The organism is Brachybacterium alimentarium (assembly GCF_002332425.1).
GTDB lineage: Bacteria > Actinomycetota > Actinomycetes > Actinomycetales > Dermabacteraceae > Brachybacterium > Brachybacterium alimentarium.
This window is the reverse complement of record NZ_NRGS01000001.1, coordinates 37,712-63,017: the sequence shown is the minus strand read 5'-3', so window position 1 is coordinate 63,017 and position 25,306 is coordinate 37,712. Positions and strand designations below refer to the sequence as shown.

General features: G+C 70.4%; 20 protein-coding genes. 16 read left to right on the top strand and 4 right to left on the bottom strand.

Annotated elements, in window-relative coordinates:
• Positions 1–95: 95 nt before the first annotated feature.
• The 7 genes from rpsA (at position 96) to aroD (ending at position 7,471) form a co-directional block, all read left to right on the top strand.
• Entirely contained in the window at positions 96–1,583 is a 1,488-nt protein-coding gene (gene rpsA / locus CIK71_RS00260) for a 30S ribosomal protein S1 (protein WP_096163185.1), read from the top strand.
• A 173-nt stretch (positions 1,584–1,756) separates the two neighbouring features.
• On the top strand, positions 1,757–2,587 hold the full coding sequence (locus CIK71_RS00255; protein WP_096163222.1) for an HAD-IIA family hydrolase: 831 nt from the start codon (positions 1,757–1,759) through the stop codon (positions 2,585–2,587).
• 319 nt (positions 2,588–2,906) lie between these two features.
• Entirely contained in the window at positions 2,907–3,686 is a 780-nt protein-coding gene (locus CIK71_RS00250; protein WP_096163184.1) for a hypothetical protein, read from the top strand.
• An 89-nt stretch (positions 3,687–3,775) separates the two neighbouring features.
• A complete protein-coding gene (aroC, locus tag CIK71_RS00245; protein ID WP_096163183.1) occupies positions 3,776–5,026 on the top strand; it encodes a chorismate synthase in 1,251 nt (416 codons plus the stop codon).
• Entirely contained in the window at positions 5,023–5,577 is a 555-nt protein-coding gene (locus CIK71_RS00240) for a shikimate kinase (RefSeq protein WP_245857244.1), read from the top strand. The genes aroC and CIK71_RS00240 overlap by 4 nt, the downstream gene beginning before the upstream one ends.
• Positions 5,574–6,656 (top strand): 3-dehydroquinate synthase, encoded by a 1,083-nt coding sequence (gene aroB / locus CIK71_RS00235; RefSeq protein ID WP_096163182.1) that lies wholly within the window; start codon positions 5,574–5,576, stop codon positions 6,654–6,656. Before CIK71_RS00240 ends, aroB begins: the two co-directional genes overlap by 4 nt.
• Before the next feature lie 11 nt (positions 6,657–6,667).
• Positions 6,668–7,471: a type I 3-dehydroquinate dehydratase gene (gene aroD, locus CIK71_RS00230; RefSeq protein ID WP_096163181.1), complete on the top strand. Its 804-nt coding sequence runs from the start codon at positions 6,668–6,670 to the stop codon at positions 7,469–7,471.
• A gap of 180 nt (positions 7,472–7,651) precedes the next feature.
• Here aroD and CIK71_RS00225 read toward each other — a convergent pair whose 3' ends face one another.
• Positions 7,652–8,623 (bottom strand): trimeric intracellular cation channel family protein, encoded by a 972-nt coding sequence (locus CIK71_RS00225; protein WP_158541871.1) that lies wholly within the window; start codon positions 8,621–8,623, stop codon positions 7,652–7,654.
• 182 nt (positions 8,624–8,805) lie between these two features.
• On the opposite strand from CIK71_RS00225, the gene coaE reads away from it, so the two are divergent.
• The 3 genes from coaE to CIK71_RS00210 all read left to right on the top strand — a co-directional run bounded on the left by coaE (position 8,806) and on the right by CIK71_RS00210 (position 13,391).
• Positions 8,806–9,447 carry a dephospho-CoA kinase gene (coaE, locus tag CIK71_RS00220; RefSeq protein ID WP_096163180.1) on the top strand — a complete coding sequence of 214 codons (642 nt, stop codon included), beginning with the start codon at positions 8,806–8,808 and terminating at the stop codon, positions 9,445–9,447.
• A 51-nt stretch (positions 9,448–9,498) separates the two neighbouring features.
• Positions 9,499–11,604, top strand: a complete 2,106-nt coding sequence (uvrB, locus tag CIK71_RS00215) for an excinuclease ABC subunit UvrB (protein ID WP_096163179.1) — start codon at positions 9,499–9,501, stop codon at positions 11,602–11,604.
• 71 nt (positions 11,605–11,675) lie between these two features.
• A complete protein-coding gene (locus CIK71_RS00210; RefSeq protein WP_096163178.1) occupies positions 11,676–13,391 on the top strand; it encodes an ABC transporter ATP-binding protein in 1,716 nt (571 codons plus the stop codon).
• 63 nt (positions 13,392–13,454) lie between these two features.
• Here the strand turns inward: CIK71_RS00210 and CIK71_RS00205 are convergent, their stop codons facing one another.
• On the bottom strand, positions 13,455–13,955 hold the full coding sequence (locus CIK71_RS00205; protein WP_096163177.1) for a pyrimidine dimer DNA glycosylase/endonuclease V: 501 nt from the start codon (positions 13,953–13,955) through the stop codon (positions 13,455–13,457).
• Positions 13,956–14,226: 271 nt separating this feature from the next.
• Between CIK71_RS00205 and CIK71_RS00200 the strand changes: the two genes are divergently transcribed.
• A complete protein-coding gene (locus CIK71_RS00200) occupies positions 14,227–14,790 on the top strand; it encodes a hypothetical protein (protein ID WP_096163176.1) in 564 nt (187 codons plus the stop codon).
• A 30-nt stretch (positions 14,791–14,820) separates the two neighbouring features.
• Here CIK71_RS00200 and CIK71_RS00195 read toward each other — a convergent pair whose 3' ends face one another.
• Positions 14,821–16,563, bottom strand: a complete 1,743-nt coding sequence (locus tag CIK71_RS00195) for a bifunctional 3'-5' exonuclease/DNA polymerase (RefSeq protein WP_096163219.1) — start codon at positions 16,561–16,563, stop codon at positions 14,821–14,823.
• Entirely contained in the window at positions 16,560–17,249 is a 690-nt protein-coding gene (locus tag CIK71_RS00190; protein ID WP_096163175.1) for an MBL fold metallo-hydrolase, read from the bottom strand. Before CIK71_RS00190 ends, CIK71_RS00195 begins: the two co-directional genes overlap by 4 nt.
• Before the next feature lie 72 nt (positions 17,250–17,321).
• On the opposite strand from CIK71_RS00190, the gene uvrA reads away from it, so the two are divergent.
• The 5 genes from uvrA (at position 17,322) to whiA (ending at position 25,244) form a co-directional block, all read left to right on the top strand.
• On the top strand, positions 17,322–20,189 hold the full coding sequence (gene uvrA, locus CIK71_RS00185) for an excinuclease ABC subunit UvrA (protein WP_096163174.1): 2,868 nt from the start codon (positions 17,322–17,324) through the stop codon (positions 20,187–20,189).
• 12 nt (positions 20,190–20,201) lie between these two features.
• Entirely contained in the window at positions 20,202–22,142 is a 1,941-nt protein-coding gene (gene uvrC, locus CIK71_RS00180) for an excinuclease ABC subunit UvrC (RefSeq protein WP_096163173.1), read from the top strand.
• Positions 22,143–22,229: 87 nt separating this feature from the next.
• A complete protein-coding gene (rapZ, locus tag CIK71_RS00175) occupies positions 22,230–23,126 on the top strand; it encodes an RNase adapter RapZ (protein ID WP_096163172.1) in 897 nt (298 codons plus the stop codon).
• Entirely contained in the window at positions 23,123–24,262 is a 1,140-nt protein-coding gene (locus CIK71_RS00170; RefSeq protein WP_096163171.1) for a gluconeogenesis factor YvcK family protein, read from the top strand. Before rapZ ends, CIK71_RS00170 begins: the two co-directional genes overlap by 4 nt.
• A complete protein-coding gene (whiA, locus tag CIK71_RS00165) occupies positions 24,246–25,244 on the top strand; it encodes a DNA-binding protein WhiA (RefSeq protein ID WP_096163170.1) in 999 nt (332 codons plus the stop codon). The genes CIK71_RS00170 and whiA overlap by 17 nt, the downstream gene beginning before the upstream one ends.
• The last annotated feature ends 62 nt before the right edge of the window (positions 25,245–25,306 follow it).

The following is a 25,306-nucleotide window of genomic DNA, read 5'->3' as shown; positions in this document are numbered from 1 at the left end:
CACGCTCCGCCGTCCCTGCACCGATCGCGTCCTTCCGAGGGCGCTGCATGCCCACCATTCCTACTCAATCCTGTCCCGACGGAGTCCTTACCTACATGACCGACACCACGACCCCCCAGATCGCCATCAACGACATCGGCGGCGCCGACGAGCTCATGGCCGCCATCGATGCCACCATCAAGTACTTCAACGATGGCGACATCGTCGAGGGCACTGTGGTGAAGGTCGATCACGACGAGGTCCTCCTGGACATCGGCTACAAGACCGAGGGCGTCATCCCCTCGCGCGAGCTGTCCATCAAGCACGACGTCGACCCCGGAGAGGTCGTCGAGGTCGGCTATGAGATCGAGGCCCTGGTCCTCCAGAAGGAGGACAAGGAAGGCCGTCTGATCCTGTCCAAGAAGCGTGCGCAGTACGAGCGCGCCTGGGGCACGATCGAGCAGATCAAGGAAGACGAGGGCGTCGTCACCGGCCGCGTCATCGAGGTCGTCAAGGGCGGCCTCATCGTCGACATCGGCCTGCGCGGCTTCCTCCCCGCCTCCCTCGTCGAGATGCGTCGCGTCCGCGACCTGCAGCCCTACGTCGGCCAGGAGATCGAGGCGAAGATCATCGAGCTCGACAAGAACCGCAACAACGTGGTCCTGTCGCGCCGTGCCTACCTCGAGGAAACCCAGTCCGCGGTCCGCTCGGACTTCCTGCAGACCCTGCAGAAGGGCCAGGTCCGCGAGGGTGCTGTGTCCTCCATCGTCAACTTCGGCGCATTCGTCGATCTCGGCGGTGTCGACGGGCTGGTGCACGTCTCCGAGCTGTCCTGGAAGCACATCGATCACCCCTCCGAGGTCGTCGAGGTCGGTCAGAAGGTCTCCGTCGAGGTCCTCGACGTGGACATGGACCGCGAGCGCGTCTCCCTGTCGCTGAAGGCGACCCAGGAGGACCCGTGGCAGCTCTTCGCACGCACCCACGCCATCGGCGAGGTCGTGCCGGGCAAGGTCACCAAGCTGGTTCCCTTCGGTGCGTTCGTGCGCGTCGAGGACGGCATCGAGGGCCTCGTGCACATCTCCGAGCTGGCTCAGCGCCACGTGGATCTGCCCGAGCAGGTCGTCACCGTCGACCAGGACGTCTTCGTCAAGGTCATCGACATCGACCTCGAGCGTCGTCGTATCTCGCTCTCGCTCAAGCAGGCCAACGAGGGCGTCGACCCCGAGGGCGACGACACCACGTTCGACCCGGCTCTGTACGGCATGGCCGCGGAGTACGACGAGAACGGCGAGTACAAGTACCCCGAGGGCTTCGACCCGGAGACCAACGAGTGGCTCGAGGGCTACGACGCCCAGCGCGAGGTGTGGGAGGGCCAGTACGCGGCCGCCTACGAGCGCTGGACCGCCCACAAGGCTCAGGTCGCCGAGGCCATCAAGGCCGACGAGGAGTCCGCGAACGCCCCGGCAGTGGAGTCCTCCTCCTCGACGCCGTCCGCGGCGCCGGCTGCTGCGCAGTCGTCCTACCAGTCGAGCACCTCGGACGAGGGCACCCTGGCCTCCGACGAGGCCCTGGCCGCCCTGCGCGCCAAGCTCACCGGCAACTGATCCTCGGATCGTTCCTCGGAACGGCCCGGTCCCTTCTGGGGCCGGGCCGTTCCGGCGTCTCGGGGCCGGGCCGGCCCCTCCGCCCCGTCGGCCGACGGGCAGCGTGAGGACACGTGCGCGGTCGTGGCCGGATGGACCTGCACGTCGGGCCGTCCTCAGGGCACACTGGTGTCATGACCACCGCGTTCGACGACCATCCGATCCACTCCTGGCTCACCGACATGGACGGCGTGCTCGTCCATGAGCAGGCCGCCCTCCCAGGTGCCGCCGATTTCATCGCTGCTCTGCAGCAGTACGGCCGGCCCTTCCTGGTGCTCACCAACAACTCCGTCTTCACCCCGCGAGATCTGCGGGCCCGGCTCTCGCGCAGCGGCATCGACATCCCCGAGGACTCGATCTGGACCAGTGCCCTGGCCACCGCCCGCTTCCTCGCCGAGCAGGCGCCCGGTTCCTCGGCGTACGTGATCGGTGAGGCCGGCCTGACGAGCGCCATGCATGAGGAGGGCTTCATCCTCGCCGACAGCGATGTCGAGTTCGTCGTCCTGGGGGAGACCCGCACGTATTCGTTCGAGGCGATCACGCGAGCGATCCGTCTGGTCAAGGGCGGCGCGAAGTTCATCGCCACCAACCCGGACGTCACCGGTCCCAGTGCCGAAGGCCCGCTGCCGGCCACCGGAGCCGTCGCGGCGATGATCACCGCCGCCACCGGCATCCACCCGTACTACATCGGCAAGCCGAACCCGCTGATGATGCGCACCGCGCTGAACCGCATCGGTGCGCACTCGGAGACCTCGGTGATGATCGGTGACCGGATGGACACCGACGTGAAGTCGGGCCTCGAGGCCGGCATGCGCTCGGTGCTCGTGCTGTCGGGATCGACGCGCGAGGAGGAGATCGCCCAGTACCCGTTCCGCCCCACCACGGTGCTGGACGGCATCGCCGACGTGGTCCCGCTGGTCGAGCGGCTCACCCCGCTGGAGTCCGTCGAGCTCGACGAGGACTGACGCCAGGTGCTGGATGCCCGGTCTCGTCGGCCGGGCCCGTTCGTCCGACGGGACCGAGGGTCTTCGAGGGCCAGGACGGCGGACCTGGTGCGTAGGCCCTGGCGTCGGCGGACGTGAATGGTTTGTGAGGAAGCGATGGCCGTCCGGGCAATGGCGTTGACGTCACCGCAGCACCATGGAAGGTTCATGGGCGAACCGCAGAACTGTAAACGAAAGGTCAAGGGTGATGGTGGCAGCTGTCAGTCGCCCCAGATCCTTCGACCGCCTGCGGGTCCCGGGAGGCCACGAGGCACTCGGTCACAGATCGAAGGAGACGACGATGACCAGCCGGCAGCGCATCCGCACCCTGACCGCCCTCGGATTCTGTGCCCCGCTCGTGGCGGCTGCAGCCTTCGGCGGCGCCACTCTGGCCAGCGCGGACTCTGCGCCCCAGCAGGCCGTTTCCGCCCAGCAGGGAGCTGTGTCCGAGGTTCAGCTCGACGCCCGATCCGGCGAGCCCACGGATCTCCTCACCACGGGCAGCAAGGACTTCGCCGAGCCGACGGACTCTACCGTGTCGTCGAAGGGCGTGGCGAAGGAGCTGTACGCCGCGGCGGCGAACCCGGACCTGAGCGACTCTGCGACGTGCGCGAGCGGTCTGGACATGGACGATCCGCAGAGCGTGACGACCTGCACAGTGGTCGGTGTCAGCGGCGAGGAGGAGACCTACTACGCGTACATCTCGCCGTCCTCCACCGCGGAGAGCGACTACTGGCTGTACTTCGCGCAGGATGCGCCCCTCTCCGACGCCGCGGCGACGGCGCTGAACGACGGGCTGAACGGCACCGGGGTCTACCCGGCGTTCGGCGAGCAGGACGACGTGCAGCAGGTGCTCGATCCGGAGCTCGCCACCGAGCGGGCGAACTTCGTGCTCGACGGCGTCGGTCGCGACGACATGACGGTGACCGATGTCGACGGCGATGTCGACCTCGCCATCCCGGAGCCGGTGCGCGGCACGGCCGTGGAGGACGGCTCCGGGCGTGAGGTGGGGGTGACACTGCTGCCGATCCCGACCACCGGGGAGACGCCCGGACTCCTGGTGAGCATCGACGGTCCGTGAACGCCGCATCGTGAGAAGGATCCGGGTGGGCGTCCGTGCAGCACGGACGCCCACCCGGTGCACGCCGTCGTCATGAGAGAATCGGCCCCATGTTGCGCTGGCTCACGGCCGGGGAATCCCATGGCCCTTCCCTCATCTCCCTGCTCGACGGCGTCCCCGCCGGGATCGAGCTGACCAGTGACGACCTGAAGGCGGCTCTCGCCCGACGGCGGCTCGGGCATGGCCGCGGCAGCCGGCAGAAGTTCGAGCAGGACGTGCTGACGATCCACGGCGGCCTCCGTCACGGGCACACGCTCGGCTCTCCGATCGCGATCGAGATCGCGAACTCGGAATGGCCCAAGTGGGAGAAGGTCATGAGCGCGGATCCGGTGCCCCGCGAGGACCTCCTGGTGGATGCCGGCACCGGCGACGAGCGCGAGATCGCCCGGAACCGCCCGCTGACCCGTCCCCGTCCCGGTCACGCCGATCTCTCCGGCATGCTCAAGTACGGCCTGGACGAGGCCCGTCCGATCCTGGAGCGCGCGAGCGCGCGAGAGACCGCCGCTCGCGTGGTCGCTGGCCGCGTGGCCGCCGCGATCCTCGAGCAGACCGCAGGCATCCGCCTCGTCTCCCACACCCTCTCCGTCGGCTCCGTGCGGGTCCCCGAGGACGCTCCGCTGCCGGCCCCCGAGGACGGCGCCGCTCTGGACGCGGATCCGCTGCGCTGCTTCCACGCCGAGACCTCCGCCGAGATGGTCAGCGAGGTCGACGCCGCGAAGGCCGACGGCGACACCCTCGGCGGCGTCGTCGAGGTGCTCGCCTACGGCCTGCCCGTGGGGCTCGGCTCGCACACCCAGTGGGATCGCAAGCTCGACGGCCGCCTCGCCCAGGCGGTCATGTCCATCCAGGCCATGAAGGGCGTCGAGATCGGCGACGGCTTCGCCACCGCGGCCCGCCGCGGCTCCGTCGCCCACGACGAGATCCTCATCGGCGACGCGGCGGACGCCGGGCAGGACGTCCCGCGGGCCACGAACCGCGCCGGAGGCCTCGAGGGCGGCATGACCAACGGTCAGGTGCTGCGGGTCCGAGGAGCGCTCAAGCCGATCTCCACCGTCCCGCGCGCGCTGCGCACCATCGATGTCGCCACCGGCGAGCAGACCACCGCGAACCACCAGCGCTCGGACGTCTGCGCGGTCGCGCCCGCCGCGGTGATCGCGGAGGCCGTCGTCGCTCTCACCCTGGTCGACGCACTGCTGGAGAAGACCGGCGGGGACAGCGTCGAGGAGATCCGTGCCCATCTGGCGGGCACGGTGGATCTGCAGTCCCGGATCGTGGGCGGTGGCGCGGGCGCAGCATCGTGACCGACCTCGTCGGCCCGGCCGTGATCCTGCTCGGCCCGATGGGGGCCGGCAAGACCAGCGTCGGCAGAGTGCTCGCCGCCCGCCTCGAGGTCCCCTTCGACGATCTCGACGCGATGATCGTCGCCGAGGCCGGACGCCCCATCCCGGAGATCTTCCGCACCGAGGGGGAGCCCGGCTTCCGCGAGCTCGAGGCGCAGATGCTCGCTCGCGCTCTCAAAACCTGCCGGGGCGTGCTCGCCCTGGGCGGGGGAGCGGCGATGCACCCCGCGTCGCGGGAGCTGCTCCGCGGCGGCCCCCTCGTGCTGCTCGAGATCTCCCCGGAGCTCGCCGCCGTCCGGCTCGGCCGGGGCAGCGGCCGCCCCCTGCTCGCCGGCGACGCCGATCCCATGGTCCGCTGGCGCGAGCTCGCCCTCGAACGTGACCCCGTCCACCAGGACCTGGCCCGCTGGCGCATCGACGCCGGCCGCGGCAGCGCCGCCGCTGTCGCGCGCGGCATCACCGACATGATGGGGCAGGACCTCCTGGCCGCCCCGGAGAAGGAGGATTCATGAGCACGACCGTGATCCCTGTGACCACCCCGACCGGCGGATACGAGGTGCACGTCGGCCGCGGGATCCTGGAGTCGATCCCGGGCCTGATCCCCGACCGCGTGCGACGCGTGGTCATCGTGCACCAGCCGAGCCTGCGCGAGGTCGCCGACGAGGTGCGCTCCGCGATCGTGGACAGCGGGCGCGAAGCCTTCGCCGCCGAGGTCCCCGACGGCGAAGAGGCCAAGACCGCCCAGGTCGCCGGCTTCCTGTGGGGAGTGTGCGGACAGGCCGAGATCGGCCGCGGCGACCTCGTGGTGGGGCTCGGCGGCGGCGCCGCGACCGACCTGGCCGGCTTCGTGGCCGCCTCCTGGCTGCGCGGCATCGACGTGCTGCAGGTCCCCACCACGGTCGCCGCGATGGTGGACGCAGCCGTGGGCGGCAAGACCGGGATCAACACCTCCGAGGGCAAGAACCTCGTCGGCGCCTTCCACCCGCCGATCGCCGTCGTGGCCGACCTGGACGTGCTCGCGGGCCTCGGCGCGCATGATGTCGCCGCCGGCCTCGCCGAGGTGGTCAAGGGCGGATTCATCGCCGATGAGCGGATCCTCGAGATCATCGAGGAGGACCCGCAGGCCGTGCTCGACGTGTCCACCGATGCCTTCCGGGAGGTCGTCGAACGCAAGATCCGGATCAAGGCCGAGGTGGTCTCCGAGGACCTCACCGAGCAGGGCAACCGCGAGATCCTCAACTACGGCCACACGCTCGCCCACGCCATCGAGCGCAACGAGCGCTACCAGTGGCGCCATGGAGCGGCCGTGTCGGTCGGCATGATGTTCGCCGCCGAGCTCTCCCACCTCGCGGGCAAGCTCTCGGAGGCCGACGTGGACCGCCACCGCTCCGTGCTCACCTCTCTCGGACTGCCCACCACCTACCGCGACCGCCAGTGGCCGAAGCTCGAGGACGCGATGAAGCGCGACAAGAAGACCCGCGCCGGCGTGCTGCGCTTCGTCGTCCTGGACCGGGTCGGCAAGGTGACTCGGCTCGAGGGCCCCGATCCTGTCCTGCTGCTGTCCGCCTACGCGGCGATCACTGCTGAATGAGGGAGGAACCGATGACCGAGAGCATCCCGATCACGGCCACCGTACGAGGCATCGAGCTCGGGCGTGCGCGCCCCGAGATCATCGTGCCCCTGGTGGGCGATGACCACGACGCCGTCATGGAGCAGGCCGCTGCGGCGGTCGCGACCCCGGCGCGCATCATCGAATGGCGGATCGATCTCTTCCGCCCCGATCTCGACGACGCCGAGGACCATCGGGACGTCGTGCTCGCCACGCTCCCGCGGCTGCGGGCCGCGCTCGGCCCGGACCGCGCGCTGCTGGCGACCGTGAGGACCTCCGCGGAGGGAGGCGGCCGGCAGATCCGCGACATCGATCTGGCCGTGCTGCTCGAGGCCCTGATGGGGGAGCGGCGCGCCGGCACGCAGTCACAGGTCGACATGATCGACGTGGAGACCTCACGGGCCCCGGCGATCGTGTCCCGCGTGGTCTCGACCGCGCATCGCAACGGCGTGGTCGTGGTGGGGTCGTACCACGACTTCGAGGGCACGCCCGAGGAGGAGGAGCTGTGCGAGCTGCTGCGCTCCCAGCGACGCCTCGGGGCGGACGTCCCGAAGATCGCTGTGACGCCGCAGACCCCGCGGGACGTCCTGACGCTGATGTCCGCGAGCCTCACGGTCGCCTCGGAAGGGGCCGGGCCGCACATCGCGATCAGCATGGGGCCCCTCGGCGTCGCCAGCCGGGTCGCGGCCGAGACCTTCGGCAGCGCAGCGACCTTCGCGACCGCCGGGCCCCGCTCGGCGCCGGGCCAGCTCGAGGCGGACGATGTCGCCCGGATGCTCGAGCTGCTGCGCCCCTGACATCACCCGCACCTCACCGGCGCAGCACCGGCTCGGCGCGGAGCAGTGCCGATGTGCCGCGCCGACCTGCAGGGACGCCCCCAAGCCTGAAGCTCACGTTGAGGTTGAAGCCGTGGGCGCTCGAGTAACCCTGAACCCCATGTTGAGACTGAGGTTTGCGGGGTTCAGCAGGTCGGATGGTCACAGTTCCTCGGCAGGTGGTTCCTGCTCGTCGGCCTGCTCATCGGCGTCGCCCCGGTTCGGCCCCACGGTCGCGTCGCCGTCGGTGCTCGCCTGGCCCTGGGTGCCCACGACGCGTCCGGCGGAGCGGTCGTGCCCCTCCGTGTGATCGCCGTCGTGGAAGGTGCGCTCGGCGTACTGGCCGGAATCAGGGTCCAGGAAGCTCACGTCATCGGCGAGGTCGTCGGTGGTCGCATCGATCACCGGGATCGCGCCGGTCTCCAGAGCCACCCGCTCCCGTTCGGAGCGTCGGGTGCGGCGCACCAGTGCCTTCAGCTGCGAGGCCGACATGGTCACCTCCCACTCACCGTGCTTGGGCAGCGACCAGCGCCGCCACGACGCGAGACCCGCCAGCAGCGCTCCGAGCGCTACGGCGACGAGCACGAACGGCGACGGGATGCCGAGCGCGATCACGACCCACGTGATGATCGCGGTCACGAGCGCCCCGGTCGCATACAGGGGGCCGCCGCCGAAGATCGCCGGGATGCGGCCGACGAGCACATCACGGATCACGCCTCCGCCGACGGCGCTGGTGATCCCCAGCAGGATCGCCGGCAGCGGATCCAGCCCGTATCCCATGGATTTCGCCGTGCCGGTCGCGGCCCACAGCCCCATCGCCGCGATGTCCAGCGCCGTCACCGTACGGCGCCACCACGGGCCCTCCGGGGAGATCAGGAACGAGAACAGCGAGCCGGCGAGTGCGCAGGCCAGGTACCAGGGGCCGTCGAACGCCGCCGGAGTCCCGTAGTCGAGGATCAGGTCTCGCACCAGACCGCCGCCGAGTCCGGCGGCGATCCCGATGATCGCGAAGCCCACGGCATCGAATTTGAGCCGGGCGGCCAGGGCTCCCGACGCCACTCCCATGACGAACACGCCGATGAGATCCAGCACGCGCAGGAAGTCATTGGAGATGAGCAGCTCGAGGGGGTCCACGCCTCGACGGTAGCCCGCGGCGAGGGCGGGCGGCCCGCCGTCCGCGGACGGAGTCGTCCGCCGGGCTCTTCGTGGGGGCCGGGCCGCCAGCTCCTCCGGCGCGTCCGAATGATCCGACGCGAGTGAGCCGTCTGAGCCATCTGAGCTATCTGAGGCGTCCGATCACGCCGTACGATCGCGCTATGACCGCGTCCTCGCCCTCGTCCCTGCTCCGCATCGGCCTGACCGGCGGCATCGGCTCGGGGAAGTCCACCGTGGCCGAGCAATGGCGTCGGGCCGGGCACCGCGTGGTCGACCTCGATGCGCATTCACGTGCTGTGCTGGACGTGCCCGGCGCGGGGGTCGAGGAAGCCGTCGACCGCTTCGGGGAGCGCTATCGGGATCGTCAGGGGACGATCGATCGTGCGGCCCTCGCGACCCTGGTCTTCGCCGATGACGAGGCCCGCGCAGCGCTCGAGGCGATCGTGCTGGGCCGGGTCGACGAGGCGGTCGCCGCCGAGGAGCGTGCCGCGGTGCTGGCGGGGGAGACGCTGGTGGTGCATGACAGTCCGCTGCTGCTGGAGAAGGACCACGAGGACGACTATCTGGCCGTCATCGCGGTGCTGGCCCGGCGGGAGGACCGCATCGATCGCGTGGTGCGTGATCGTGGCCGGGACCGCACCTATGTCGAGTCGATCATGGCGGCTCAGGTCACCGATCTCGAGCGGATCCGGCGCGCCGATCGGCTGATCCTCAACACCGGGGACCGGGAGGTCCTCGCCCGCCGCGCGGACCGGGCGCTGGGCGCGGTGCTCCAGCAGGCAGAGGATTCCGCCGTGCGCTGACTCCGGCATCGCGTCGTTTCGTGTGTCGGAGACGGGACGTAGGCTCGGATCATGCGTCCTGTCACCGATCTGGTCCGCGCCGAGCATCCCTTCGAGGTGGTCTCCGAGTACTCGCCCTCGGGAGACCAGCCGACGGCCATCGCGGATCTCACCCGCCGCGTCAACGACGGCGAGCAGGACGTCGTGCTGCTCGGCGCGACGGGCACCGGCAAGTCCGCGACCACTGCGTGGCTCATCGAGCAGGTGCAGCGCCCCACGTTGGTGATGGCCCACAACAAGACGCTCGCCGCGCAGCTGGCCAGTGAGTTCCGTGAGCTGCTGCCGCACAACGCGGTGGAGTACTTCGTCTCGTACTACGACTACTACCAGCCCGAGGCGTATGTCCCGCAGTCGGACACCTTCATCGAGAAGGACTCCTCGGTCAACGCCGAGGTGGAACGGCTGCGCCACAGTGCCACGAACTCGCTGCTGACGCGACGGGACGTCGTCGTGGTCTCCTCGGTCTCCTGCATCTACGGCCTGGGCACCCCGCAGGAGTACGTGGACCGGATGGTGCAGCTCAGCACCGGTCAGCAGATGGACCGTGACGAGCTGCTGCACCGCTTCGTGGACATGCAGTACGACCGCAACGACGTCGCCTTCGAGCGCGGCACGTTCCGGGTGCGCGGCGACACCGTGGAGATCATCCCGATGTACGAGGAGCTCGCGATCCGCATCGAGTTCTTCGGCGACGAGATCGATGCGCTGTACACGCTGCACCCGATGACCGGCGAGGTGATCCGGGCGGAGGACCACATCCACATCTTCCCGGCCTCCCACTACGTGGCCGGCCCCGAGCGCCTCTCCCGGGCGATCGGGACCATCGAGGTCGAGCTCGCCGAGAGGCTCGAGGAGCTCGAGGCGCAGAACAAGCTGCTCGAGGCGCAGCGCTTGCGGATGCGCACCACGCATGACCTGGAGATGCTGCGGCAGGTCGGCTCCACCAACGGCGTCGAGAACTATTCCCGCCACCTCGACGGTCGCGATCCCGGCAGCGCGCCGAACACCCTCATGGACTACTTCCCGGAGGATTTCCTGCTGGTGATCGACGAGTCCCATGTGACCGTCCCCCAGATCGGCGCGATGTTCGAGGGCGACCGCTCCCGCAAGCGCACGCTGGTCGACTTCGGCTTCCGCCTGCCCAGTGCCCTGGACAACCGCCCGCTCACCTTCTCGGAGTTCACCGAGCGCACCGGCCAGACCGTCTACCTCTCCGCGACGCCGGCGGACTACGAGCTGGGCAAGGCTCAGGGCGTGGTCGAGCAGATCATCCGGCCCACCGGGCTCATCGACCCCGAGGTCATCGTCAAGCCCGTCAAGGGGCAGATCGACGATCTGCGCGAGGAGATCGACAAGCGGGTCCAGCGCGACGAGCGCGTGCTGGTGACCACGCTGACCAAGCGCATGGCCGAGGACCTCACCGATTTCCTGCTGGAGAACGGGGTGCGGGTGCAGTACCTGCACTCCGACGTGGACACGCTGCGCCGCATCGAACTGCTGCGCTCCCTGCGACAGGGGGAGTTCGACGTGCTGGTCGGCATCAACCTGCTGCGTGAAGGCCTGGATCTCCCCGAGGTGTCGCTGGTGGCGATCCTCGACGCGGACAAGGAGGGCTTCCTGCGCTCGCGCACCTCGCTGATCCAGACGATCGGGCGCGCGGCCCGCAACGTCTCCGGTCAGGTGCACATGTATGCCGATCGCATCACCGACTCGATGGAGTCCGCGATCGAGGAGACGAACCGCCGCCGCGAGAAGCAGATCGCCTACAACACCGAGCACGGCATCGATCCGACGCCGCTGCGCAAACGCATCGCGGATGTCACGGACATGCTCGCCCGCGAGGACATCGACACCGACACCCTGATGGCCACCGACTACCGCTCCGGCAAGGAACGGGTGGCTCGCGACCGTGCGCGCTCGAACGCCGTGGACGCGGTCAGCGGTCGCACCGTCGATCTCGGGGACGACCCGGTCGCGTCCCTCACCGGCATGATCGACGAGATGACCGCTCAGATGCATCAGGCGGCCGAGACCCTCCAGTTCGAGCAGGCTGCCCGACTGCGCGACGAGGTCCAGGAGCTCAAGAAGGAGCTGCGCGCGATCCAGCGCTCGTCGTGACGACGTGAGAGACTCGTCCGGTTCGTCCGCAGCGAACCGGACAGCTCGACGTCGACGACGGGGGAGGGCACGTGCGGACCATCGCGTGGGTCTCCCGGCGCGCCGTGTCGGCGGCTCCGTTCCTGATCATCTCGACGACGCTGCTGTCGCTGGCCCTGGCCGCCGTGCCTGCGCTGCAGGTCCTGCTCATCGCGGCACTGATCTCGGCGCTCGGGGACACGGAACGTCTTGTCGACGTGGCAGGCCTGCTCCTCGCCATGATCCTGGTGGTCGGGCTGAGTCCGTCGGCATCGTCGATATGCGGCGACCTCCAGCACCGTGCCGCCCAGCGGCTGCAGGCCGAGCTGAACTCCTCGCTCGTCCGCGAAGCATCGCGGATCCCACCGGAAGAACTGGTCAACTCCGCGGTCGCCTCCCAGGTGGAGCGGCACTCCCGCGCCATCGGAGAGGGCATCGCCTGGTCCTTCAAGCAGTACATGGATGCGCTGATGGCACTGCTGTCCTCGCTCGGAGTCATCGCCGCCGTCTTCGCGTTCAGCCCGCTCGCCGGTGTGCTCACCCTCATCGCCCTCATCCCTCCGCTGATCTATTCTCGGCATCTCTCGCGCGTCTGGGAATCGCAGTGGGAGACGGTCAGTCCGCATTACGACAGGGAGCGCTACCTGCGAGAGCTCATCGTGCGTCAACGCTCGGCGACGGAGCTGGCCGGTCTGGGGACCTCGGAGCGAGTCGGGCAGATGGTGGCGGATCGCTGGCGGGCGATCGACTCCATCATGGCCAGGGCGGTGCGCCCACAGATCACGGGGAGCTTGCTGAGCGGCCTCGTGGCGGCGCTGCTCCTCGGGGGCGCGATCGTCTCGGTCGTCGTCGGTGCCCGGTTCGAGTCGCCGGCCGTGGCCGGCATCTACGGGGTGATGGCGGCGATGACCGCGTCCGCCGGAGCGGGGTTGAATGCAGGGCTCGCCATCGAGACCCTGCCGCTCGCCCGAGGGTTCCATCGGTTCCTCTCCGTGGGCAGACCGAGCCGGATGCACGCGGTCGCGCCTGCGGTGCGAGAACTTCGCGGGGAGCATCTCACGCATCGATACAGCGGCCGAACCGTCGACGCGATCACCGACGTGAGCATCGAGGCTCGCCTCGGTGAGGTGATCGCGCTGGTCGGGGTGAACGGTGCCGGGAAGACCACCACGGTCAACGCACTGCTCGGTCTGGTGACGCCCCGAGCAGGTGAGGTCCTCCTGGACGGGGTGGGTCGCTCGGAGCTCAGCGAGGCCGCGTGGCTCGCGAGGTTCGGTCTGCTCACCCAGGAGTTCGGCCGCTTCGAGCTCACGGTGCGGGAGGCCGTCCGCCTCGGCTCTCCCCGGGAGGACGTGACGGATGCGGAGATCTGGGACGCCCTGCGCTCCGCGCACGCGGCGGAGATGGTCGCTGCGATGCCGGATGCTCTGGATCAGCAGCTCGGGGAGCAGTGGGGCGGTGTCGGGATCTCCGGGGGCCAGTGGCAGAGGCTCGCGCTCGCTCGCATATATCTGAGGGACGCCCCGGTCTGGGTGCTGGACGAGCCGACGTCAGCGATCGACGCGGAGGCCGAGCAGGAGATCTTCCACGAGCTGCAGCGGACGAAGCACCGCAGGATCACGATCGTCGTCTCCCATCGGGCATGGACCCTCAAGGAGATGGACCGGATCTACGTCATCGACGAGGGCCGGGTCGCCGAGCAGGGGACCTACGAGGACCTGCTCGCCCTTGACGGCAGGTTCGCCACGATCTTCGCCGAGCAGAGGTGACGGACCGGGGCAGAGCTCTCGCTCAGAGACGGCGCTCAGAGCCATCGCTCCGGGCGGGCTCCCTCACCGCGCGGCGCGTTCCCAGGGCTCGACGTCTCCGGGGACCGCCTCGAACAGCGGGTGCAGCTCGGGCCCGGTGCGGGCGGACTCCCGCTCCCAGCGCTCAGGGTCCCGTCGGGACAGCTTGAGCAGCAGATGCTCCCACTCCACCGCGATCTGCCCCTCGGTCACCGGGATCCGGCCGACGGATACAGGCGCGCCGTCGTCCCCGTGCCCGTCGGGCCCATGCCCGGCGGCCCCTTGGTCCGCCGCCGTGCGTGGGCGGTCGATACGGGAACGGTCGAAGCGGTAGCCCCTCTCGGCGGCTTCCTCGGCAAGTGCCTCGAGGTAGGCGCCGACGGCGGCGATCGGGTCCTCCTGGGCGCGGAACCGCTCGAGCTGAGGGTGGGAGCGGTAGCCCGTGGTCCTGCCGGCGAGGACGGCCTGGGCGAGCAGCGACTCCCGCCAGCAGCCGGTCAGGCCCGGGCGATCGAGGTGACGGGGGTGCAGGGTCCACAGGCGCATGCCCCTATCCTCCGTCACATCCGAGCGGACGACCGCACCGTCCTCAGCGTGCGGAGGCCGGCGCACGCCTGCTGCCGGGTGATCCCGGCACAGCGCGCACCGTGCGGGCCCCCTGCGGCGCCGCCCGCTGCGTGCCCTGCGAGCGTCGCAGGAGATCCAGCCGTTCGTCGGGGCCGAAGGCCGGCCCGTGTTCGGTACCGTCGAGACCCGAATCGATGGCCGTGCCCCCAGGCTGCGGCCCACGCCACCGACCACCAGGAGCGATCCACCGATGCCTGCAGCACGACGCCCGACGATCCTTGCCCACGTCGTGGGAGGCGCAGCTGCGGCGGCGCTCGGAAGCATCCCGCTCCATCGGCTGCCGCGGCCGGTGCAGGTCTGCTACGTCGCGGTCCCCGCGGCCCTGGCAGGGCTCGTCGTCTATGTCGGCCAAGGTCCCGGAGGCGGCGGGGAGCCCGTCGCCCCGGAGACGAGCGAGCCGGCGGACGCCGGACCCGAGGAACCCTCTGCGCGGCGTGCGGCGGAGCCCGGAGCCGCCGAGGGTGCCGCTCCCGTGGTGGACGAGGCCGGTGAGGCCCTCCTCGAGCCGGGAGGACCCGCCTCCGAGCGCTTCCGCATCGGCCTCGCCCTCGGGCTCGGAGGCCTCACCGCGGCAGCGGGCGCTGCCGGGATCTGGGTGGATCGCCGGGTGGAGGGAGCTCTGCGGTCCCGGGGCGTCCCCGTGCCGCGACTGGTCATGGGCGCGGCGACGGGTCTCGTCAGCGTCGGGCTGGCCGCGCTGGATCAGAACGAGGCCGGCGAGATCGAGACGGGGCGGAGCCGAGCCGGCGGCTGAGAAGACCCCGTGCCAGGGACAAGCCCGCGCCTATGACGCCGGGGAGCGCTCGGTGATCGTGAGGTCCAGTGGGAAGTCGACCGGACTGCCGGGGAACAGCAGCCGTCCCGCAGCGTCGGCCGTCGCACGGATGGCCTCGGCGGCGGCCTCGGCCTGATCAGCCGGCGCATGCACGATCACCTCGTCGTGGAGGAAGAACGCGAGGTGCGCACGGCGCGCGAACACGGGGCCCGAGGCGGGTGCCGCGGCCTCGGGGGCCACCGGTTCGAAGCGCCCCAGCGCGAGTCTCAGCGCCGCGAGCCAGGACAGCGCCCATTCCGCAGCCGTGCCCTGGACGACGAAGTTGCGGGTGAAGCGGCCACGATCGCGCGCGGAGCGTCGCGCCCGCTCCTGCTCGCCGGAGGACGCTTCGGGGCGGTACGCACTGGTCTGGGCCTGCGTCCAGGCCGCCTCGGGAGCGGGGGAGGAACGACCCAGCCAGGTCGAGACCGTCCCTCCGCGCTCACCGGTGGCGGCGGCGCCGTCCACCAGGGCCATGGCGTCGGGGAAGGTCCTCCGCAGCCGCGGGACCACCCGGCCGCTGTCCCCGGTGGTGCCGCCGTACAGCGCGCCCAGCACGCCCACCTTGGCCTCCTGGCGGGAGGCGACGATCCCGGCGTCGACGATCCCCGAATAGAGGTCCTTCCCGGCGCCGGCGGTCGCCATCGCGGTGTCGGCGGACATCGCGGCGAGCACCCGTGGTTCGAGCTGGGCGACGTCCGCGCTCACCAGGCGCCAGCCCTCGTCGGCCCGGAGCGCCGGTCGCAGCTGCCGGGGGATCTGCAGCGCGCCGCCACCGCTGCTGGCCCAGCGCCCGGTGACGACGCCGCCAGGCACGTACACGGGTCGGTAGCGACCCTCGTGCACCCACTCGTCCAGCCATGCCCAGCCGTTCGCGGCGAGCAGGCGGGACTGCTTCTTGTAGCGCAGCAGCGGCTCGATCGCCGGGTGGTCGTAGCGCGTCAGCTCCCATTTCGAGGTGGACTCCACATCGATCTCGGCGCGGTGCAGGGCGCGCAGGAGCCGCGGCGGGGAGTCCAGGCTCAGCTGAGGATCGCCCAGGGCCTCCCGCACCTGGGCGGCGGATTCCACCATCCGCGCCGGCGGATGCCCGGGGGAGGGCCGGGGCCCGAGGGACTCGGCGAGGATCCGGTCGTGCTCGGCGACGTCCCAGGGGATCCCGGCGGCGTGCAGCTCGGCCGCGATCAGGCCCCCGGCGGACTCCGCGGCGACCAGCAGCCGCAGGCGCGAGGGATCCGTGGCGCCGTCGATCGCGGCGCGCTGACGGGCGAACTCCGTGAGCGCTTCCTCGATGCCGTGGGGGACACCGCCGGGACGAGCCGAGGAGGCGTCCAGCTCGAAGAGGGTCTCCCCGGCGCTGCGGTCCTCGAGCTGCAGGTCGATGGGCGCATCCCAGTCCACGGCCTCGCGGAGCGCCCGGGCCTCACGGACCATCTCGGAATGACGCAGGATCACGTGGATCAGGCGCAGGTCATGACCGCGGGAGACCGTCACCCCGGCGTCGACGAGACGGGCGTACCAGGTCGGGGTGTCGCTCCAGACCCAGCGCGGGGAGACCGCGGACTCCCGGCGCGCCACCTCGTCGGCCAGCCGCTCCGGCTCGATCTCGACCTCGCGGAGCCGTGCACCCAGCGCATCGAGCTCGACGAGCGCGCAGCGCCCGCCCGTGCCTCGGCCGACGACGCACCAGGCGGGCCTCTCGTCGGAGGTCACCAGCCCCGCTCTCGCCACTGGGCGAGCGAGGGCCGCTCCGCACCCAGCGTGGTGTCGTCCCCGTGGCCCGGATACACCCAGGTCGAATCCGGCAGCACGTCGAACAGCCGCTGCTCGACGTCGTCCATCAGCTGCGCGAAGCGCTGCGGATCCTCGTTCGTGTTCCCCACCCCTCCGGGGAACAGCGAATCCCCGGTGAAGAGGTGGCTGGAGCGCTCGCCGTCGTCGTCCGAGCCCTCCCACAGCACGGCGATCGAGCCGGGGGTGTGGCCGCGCAGCGCGATGATCTGCACCGACTGCTCCCCGAACCGCAGCTCGTCGCCGTGGGAGAGCGGCAGGTCGATCTTCGCGGCGATCTCCTTCGCGTCCTCCGCTCCGGCCGCCGTGCGGGCACCGGTGGCAGCGGCCATCTCCTCGAGCGCGCCGATGTGGTCGTGGTGGCTATGGGTGGTGACGATGAGGTCGAGCCAGTCGTGCTCGGCGCCCTCGGCGAGCAGCCGCCGCAGCCGGTCCGGCTCCGCGGCGGCGTCGATCAGCAGCTGGGCCCCGCTCGACCGACAGGTCAGCAGGTAGGCGTTGTTGTCCATCGGCCCGACGGAGGTCTTGCGGATCTGCAGCCCGCCGATCGAGCGCACGGCGCTCTCACCATGGGGTTCGACATGTCCGGTGTAGGCGTTCTCAGTCATGCCCCCAGTATGTCGCCTACGTCTCCGACGAACAGAGGTTCGAATGTCGTGTCCCGCTCGTAGGATGGTCCGGTGACTGATTCTCTCGTCGTCCGCGGTGCGCGCGAGCACAACCTCAAGAACATCGACATCGACATCCCCCGGAACCGCCTGGTGGTCTTCTCCGGTCTGTCCGGTTCCGGCAAGAGCTCGTTGGCCTTCGACACGATCTTCGCCGAGGGCCAGCGTCGCTATGTCGAATCGCTCTCGGCCTACGCCCGGCAGTTCCTGGGCCAGATGGACAAGCCGTCCGTCGATCTCATCGAGGGACTCTCCCCGGCCGTGTCCATCGACCAGAAGTCGACCAACCGCAACCCGCGCTCGACGGTCGGCACGATCACGGAGATCTACGACTACCTGCGTCTGCTGTTCTCGCGCACCGGCGTGCAGCACTGCCCGATCTGCGGCGAGCCGGTCAGCTCCTCCTCGGCCGAGCAGATCGTGGACACGCTGATCGAGCAGCACGAGGGCACCCGCTTCCAGCTGCTCGCGCCCGTGGTGCAGGGACGCAAGGGCGAGCATGCCGATCTGCTGTCCTCGCTGCGCTCCCAGGGCTATGCGCGCGCCCGGATCGACGGGACGACACGCCGCCTGGACGAGGAGATCTCCCTCGACAAGAAGTTCAAGCACACGATCGAGGTCGTGGTGGACCGCCTCGCCGCCAAGCCCGACGCGCGACGGCGACTGACCGACTCCGTCGAGACCGCACTGCGTCTCTCCGAGGGCCTGGTGCTGGTGGACTACGTCGACGTCGACGAGGACTCCGAGGAGCGCACGCGCCGCTTCTCCGAGAAGCGCGCCTGCCCCAACGACCATCCGCTGGCGATCGACGACATCGAGCCGCGCACCTTCTCCTTCAACGCCCCCTACGGTGCGTGCCCCGAGTGCACCGGCATCGGCATGCGTCTCGAGGTCGACCCGGAGCTGGTGATCCCCGACGAGGACCTCAGCCTCGCCGAGGGCGCCATCGCCCCCTGGACGATGGGCTCCACCGACCGACATGTCGAGGTCATGTCCGCGCTCGCCGAGGAGCTCACCTTCTCGATGGACGTCCCATGGAGGGCGCTGCCCGAGCGCGCCCGCGATGCGCTGCTGCACGGCAAGGACCACAAGGTCCACGTGAAGTACCGCAACCGCTTCGGCCGGGAGCGCACGTACTCCACGGGCTTCGAGGGCGTGATGCACTTCCTCGAGCGCCGCCACTCCGACACCGAGTCGGACTGGGCCAAGGAGCGCTACGAGCAGTTCATGCGCGAGGTGCCCTGCCCCGCTTGCCGGGGCGCCCGGCTGCGCCCCGAGGTGCTCGCCGTGACGGTCGGCGGCCGTTCGATCTCCGAGGTCACGGAGATGTCGATCCGCGACGCGCTCACCTTCCACGAGGAGCTCGAGCTCGGCGTGCGCGAAGCCGCGATCGCCGACGAGGTGCTGCGGGAGATCCGGTCCCGGCTCGGCTTCCTGCTCGACGTGGGCCTGGACTACCTGAACCTCGCTCGCGCCGCCGGCACCCTCTCGGGCGGCGAGGCGCAGCGCATCCGCCTGGCCACGCAGATCGGCTCCGGCCTGGTGGGCGTGCTGTATGTGCTCGACGAACCCTCGATCGGGCTGCACCAGCGTGACAACGCCCGCCTCATCGGCACGCTCGAACGGCTGCGCGACCTCGGCAACACCCTGATCGTGGTCGAGCACGACGAGGACACTCTCAACTCCGCCGACTGGGTGGTGGACATCGGTCCGCTGGCGGGCGAGCACGGCGGGAAGGTCGTCCACTCCGGCAGCGTCGAGGAGCTCAAGAAGAACGCCGACAGCCTCACCGGGCGCTACCTCTCCGGCGACCTCGCGATCCCGCTCCCGACGGCCCGGCGCCCGGTGGACCATGACCGCATGATCAAGGTCGTCTCGCCGCGCGCGAACAACCTCCAGGGCCAGGACGCCAGCTTCCCGCTCGGCGTGCTCACCGCGGTGACCGGTGTCTCCGGATCGGGGAAGTCGTCCCTGGTCAACGACATCCTCTATGCGGTCCTCGCCAAGGAGCTCAATCGGGCCCGCATCGTGCCGGGACGGCACAAGCGCGTCAGCGGCCTCGAGCACCTCGACAAGGTCGTGCACGTCGACCAGTCGCCCATCGGCCGCACTCCGCGGTCCAACCCCGCCACCTACACCGGCGTGTGGGACCGGGTGCGCACCCTGTTCGCGCAGACCACCGAGGCGAAGGTGCGCGGCTACACCGCCGGGCGCTTCTCCTTCAACGTCAAGGGCGGCCGCTGCGAGGCCTGCTCCGGCGACGGCACGCTGAAGATCGAGATGAACTTCCTGCCCGACGTCTACGTCCAATGCGAGGTCTGCAAGGGTCAGCGGTACAACCGCGAGACCCTCGAGGTGACCTTCAAGGACAAGAACGTCGCCGAGGTGCTGAACCTGTCGATCACCGAGGCGCTCGACTTCTTCGACGCGGTCCCGGCGATCCGTCGGCAGATGCAGACCCTGGTGGACGTGGGCCTGGGCTACGTGAAGCTCGGCCAGTCCGCCACCACGCTCTCCGGCGGCGAGGCCCAGCGCGTCAAGCTCTCCTCCGAGCTGCACAAGCGCTCCAACGGTCGCACGATCTACGTGCTCGACGAACCCACCACGGGCCTACACTTCGAGGACGTCCGCAAGCTGCTCGAGGTGCTCGGCGGGCTCGTCGACAAGGGCAACACCGTGATCGTCATCGAGCACAACCTCGACGTCATCAAGACGGCCGACCACGTCATCGACCTCGGCCCCGAGGGCGGCGCCGGCGGCGGCCGCATCGTCGCCACCGGCACCCCCGAGGACGTCGCGACGGTGAAGGGCTCCTACACCGGGCAGTTCCTCGCCCCGATGCTCGGCAGCGGACGAGCAGGCCGCGCCGAGCGGGCATGAGACCGTACCGCCATGGCTGATCCGTCCACCTACCGCCCCGCCACCGGCTCGATCCCCACCCGTCCGGGCGTGTACCGGTTCCGTGACGAGCACGGTCGCGTCATCTACGTCGGCAAGGCGAAGAACCTCAGGCAGCGCCTGTCGAACTACTTCCAGGACCTCGCCGTCCTGCACGAGCGCACGCGGCGCATGGTGACCACGGCTGCGAGCGTGGAGTGGACGGTGGTGGGCACCGAGGTCGAGGCCCTGACGCTGGAGTACACCTGGATCAAGGAGTTCGACCCGCGGTTCAACGTGAAGTTCCGCGACGACAAGTCGTACCCGTATCTCGTCCTCACAATGGGGGAGAAGGTGCCGCGGGTGCAGATCACCCGTCGGCCGCGCACCAAGTCCGATCGCGTCTTCGGGCCCTATCCGCAGGTGGGCGCGATCCGGGAGACGCTCGACCTGATGCTGCGGGTGTTCCCCGTGCGCTCGTGCAGCGCAGGCGTCTACCGCCGCGCCGAGCGCTCGGGCCGGCCCTGCCTGCTCGGATTCATCGGCAAGTGCGCCGCCCCCTGCGTGGGCGACATCTCCGAGGCCGAGCATCGCCGGCTCGCGGAGCAGTTCGCGGACTTCATGGCCGGGAACACCGCGACCTACACCCGCCGCATCGAGAAGGAGATGCGCGAGGCCGCCGCGGCGATGGATTACGAGCGCGCCGCCGGACTGCGCGATGACCTCCAGGCCCTGACCACGGTGATGGAGAAAAACTCCGTGGTGCTCTCCGACGCCACCGACGCGGATCTCGTGGGCTTCGCCCAGGACGAGCTCGAGGCCTCCGTGCAGGTCTTCCACGTGCGCGGCGGGCGGATCCGCGGGCAGCGCGGCTGGACCGCCGAGATCCTCGACACCTCGACGGCTGCGGACCTCATCGAACGGGCGCTGACCACGCTGTACACCGAGGGCGCCGCCCCCAAGGAGGTGCTGGTCCCGGTGCTGCCCACGCACCGCGATCAGGTGCTCGAACTCATCGGCCGTCCCGTGGACCTGCGGATCCCGCAGCGCGGTGAGAAGAAGGACCTGCTGGCCACGGTCACCGAGAATGCGCTCGAGGCGCTGCGCCTGCACCGGCTCAAGCGCACCGGCGACATCACCGCGCGCACCAAGGCGCTCGAGGATCTCGGGGAGGCGCTCGAGCTCGCCGAGCCGCCGCTGCGCATCGAATGCTTCGACATCTCCCATTCCCACGGGACCAACGTGGTGGGCTCGCAGGTCGTGTTCGAGGACGGGCTGCCGAAGAAGAGCGAGTACCGGCGCTACTCGGTCAGCGGCGACGCGGCCCGTGACGACACCGCCTCGATGTACGACGTCATCACCCGCCGTCTGAAGCACCACCTGGATCCGCCGGAGAAGACCGAGGAGGAATCGCGCCGCTTCGCGTACCCGCCCTCGCTGATCCTCGTCGACGGCGGCGCCCCTCAGGTGGCCGCCGCCCAGCGGGCCTTCGACGAGCTCGGGATCACCGACATCGCCCTGGCCGGGATCGCCAAACGCCTCGAGGAGATCTGGGTGCCGGGGGACGAGTACCCCGTGATCCTGCCGCGCACCAGCGAGGCGCTCTTCCTCGTGCAGCGCCTGCGCGACGAGGCGCACCGCTTCGCGATCACCTACCACCGCTCCAAGCGCGGCCGGGCGATGCAGGCCAGCGCCCTGGACGGCATTACCGGGCTCGGGCCCGCCCGGCGCCGCTCCCTCCTGGATCGCTTCGTGACCGTCTCCGCGATCCGCAGCGCCTCCGAGGAGGAGCTCCAGCAGGTCGACGGGATCGGCCCCGCGTTGGCCGCGCAGATCCTGGCCGCGCTACGATCCGAGGAAGCCCCGGAGACGGACGCCGCGTCCGCGTCCGCCACGGACGACGACTCGCTCGGCGTCACGGTGGACATGGCCACCGGCGAGATCCTCGACACCTGACACCTGACACCCGTCAGCCGGCCGCCGTCAGCGGAGTGCTTCGCACCCGACGTCCCCGACATCCGCCGTTCTTGGAAGGAGCGATCCGTGCACGACGAGTCCTCGAGGGTGCCCGACTCCGATACGACAGGTGACATCGTCATCATCACCGGCCTCGCAGGAGCCGGCCGTGAGACCGCGGCCCATGCCCTCGAGGACATGGGCTGGTACGTCGTCTACAACATCGCGCCCCAGCTCATCACCACCCTGTACGACCTGCAGGCATCGGCGGAGGGCCGTCAGAACCGCTTCGCCGTGGTGGTCGACCCGCGCTCCGGCCCGTTCTTCTCCGAGCTCTCCGACGTGGTCGCCCAGCTGCGCCGCGCCGACCTCCGGCTGCGACTGCTGTTCCTCACGGCGGACGAGGCGACCCTCGTGCGCCGCTTCGACTCCGTGCGCCGTCCCCACCCGCTGCAGGGGGAGGAGGGAGTGCTCGAGGGGATCCGCCGCGAACGCGAGATGCTCGCGCCGTACCGCCGCATGGCGGATCTCGTCATCGACACCGCTCCGCTGAACGTCCACCAGCTGACGATGAAGATGCGCTCCACCTTCGGGACCAGCCTGGAGCAGCAGCTCACCGTCACGATGCTGTCCTTTGGCTTCAAGTACGGCATCCCGCTGGAGGCCGATCACGTCAGCGACGTGCGCTTCATCCCGAACCCGTACTGGATCCCCGAGCTGAGGGACAAGCGCGGGCTGGACCCGGAGGTCGCCGACCACGTGCTCGGCGATGCCAACGCCACCGAGTTCGTCGAGAAGTACCTCGAGATGATCACCCCCGTGCTGCGCGGCTACACCGCCGAGAACAAGCACTTCACGACTCTCGCGATCGGTTGCACCGGCGGCAAGCACCGCTCCGTCGCCATCTCGGAGAAGATCGGTGAGGAGCTGCGACGGGCCGGGCACGCCGTCCGCATCCGCCACCGGGATCTGGGGCGGGAATGAACAGCATCGCGCCCCGCGCGGGGGGTCATCGGATACGCGGCGCGGACCGCTCGGGCAACGCCCGGCGCGGTCGACGCGGCGACCCGCAGAGGCCCCTCCGGGTGGTCGCGCTCGGAGGCGGCCACGGCCTCGCGGCGAACCTGCGTGCGCTGCGCCTGCTGGCGGACGACATCACCGCCGTGGTCACCGTCGCCGACAACGGCGGCTCCTCCGGTCGGATCCGCACCGAGATGCCGGTCCTGCCGCCGGGCGACCTGCGCATGGCGCTGGCAGCGCTGTGCGAGGACTCCGACTGGGGCACGATCTGGGAGGACGTGATCCAGCACCGCTTCGAGACCGACGGCGAGCTGGGCGGGCACGCCCTGGGCAACCTGCTGATCGTCTCCCTGTGGCAGATCCTCGACGACCCCATCGAGGGCCTCGACCAGATGGCTGAGCTGCTCGGCGCCCGCGGACGCGTGCTGCCGATGGCCCTGGACCCGCTGGACATCGAGGCGGACGTGCGCGGGGCCGACGGGGAGCTGCGCCTGGTCAGCGGCCAATGGCAGGTCGCCACTGCCGAAGGACGGGTCGAGCAGGTGCGCCTGGTCCCCCCGCGGCCGCGGGTCCCCGAGGACGTCCTGGAGGCGATCGCCCGGGCCGACTGGATCTTCGTGGGCCCCGGGTCCTGGTACACCTCCGTGCTGCCGCATCTGATGATCCCCGAGATCGCCGAGGCGATCCGCACCAGCCCCGCCCGGCGCTGCATCACCACGAACCTCTCGGTGGGTGCGCAGGAGGCGGAGGGGATGACCAGCCTGGACATGCTCGACGTGCTGCTCGAGCATGCGGATGGGTGTCGCTTCGACGCCCTGGTCGCCGACCCGACCACGCTGGACGACGCCCTGGAGCTCGCCCAGACGGCGAAGGCGCGGGGCATCCGCGCCCTGCTGCGCCAGGTGAGCGTCGGCGATGGCAGGCCGCACCACGATCCGGTGCGACTGGCCGCCGCGTACCGGGATCTCTTCGACGACGCCTATGGCGACGTCGAACCGGAACAGGACGGATGGGGAAGCCCGGCGCCCCCGCTGACGGACCGCGCGTCGATCGCCGACGCCGCATCGAACGAGGAGGACCTGCATGGCACTGACGGGTGATGCCAAGGAGGAGCTGAGCCACCTCGAGGTGACCCGGCCCTCGGCACGCAAGGCGGAGGCGGCAGCCATGCTGCGCTTCGCCGGGGGGCTGCATCTGGTCGCCGGGCGCGTCGTGGTGGAGGCGGAGCTGGATTCCGCCGCCGTCGCCCGACGGCTGCACGCGATCATCGGCGACATGTACGGCCACCGCGCCGATCTCGCGGTGCTCGCCCCCTCGGGGATCCGGCGCACCACCCGGTACATCGTGCGCGTGGACCGCGAGGGCGGGATGCTCGCGCGCCAGACCGGGCTGCTCGATGCCCGCGGTCGTCCCGTGCGCGGCATGCCGCCGTTCGTCGTGGGCGGCGCGACGGTGGACGCCGAGGCCGCGTGGCGCGGGGCGTTCCTGGCGCGCGGCTCGCTCACCGAACCGGGCCGCTCCTCGGCCCTCGAGCTCTCGTGCCCCGGCCCGGAGGTGGCGCTGGCGATGGTCGGCGCCGCACGCCGCCTCGGCGTGGCCTCGAAGGCCCGGGAGGCGCGCGGCGCGGACCGCGTGGTGCTCCGCGACGGTGACGCGATCTCCGCGCTGCTGGCCCGCATGGGAGCTCAGCAGACGGTGAGGACCTGGGAGGAGCGCCGCACCAAGCGCGAGGTCAAGGCGACCGCGCACCGTCTGGCGAACTTCGACGACGCCAACCTGCGCCGCTCCGCGCGGGCGGCGGTCGCGGCCGGGCAGCGGGTGCAGCTAGCCCTCGAGATCCTCGGCGACGACGTGCCCGAGCATCTGCAGGCCGCCGGGCAGCTGCGCCTCGAGCACCGCCAGGCGAGCCTCGAGGAGCTGGGCCGTCTCGCCGATCCTCAGCTCACGAAGGATGCCGTCGCCGGGCGGATCCGCAGACTGCTCGCGATGGCTGATAAACGTGCGGAGGACCTGGGACTTCCGGGCACCGAGCACGGCGTCGACGACGGGCAGCTCCCGCCGTCTCCCGATCCCGTGGGATGAACGTCCTGCGGAAGCACTCTGTGACATTGATAGGATCTACTTCGGTCGTCGGTCACAGCCGG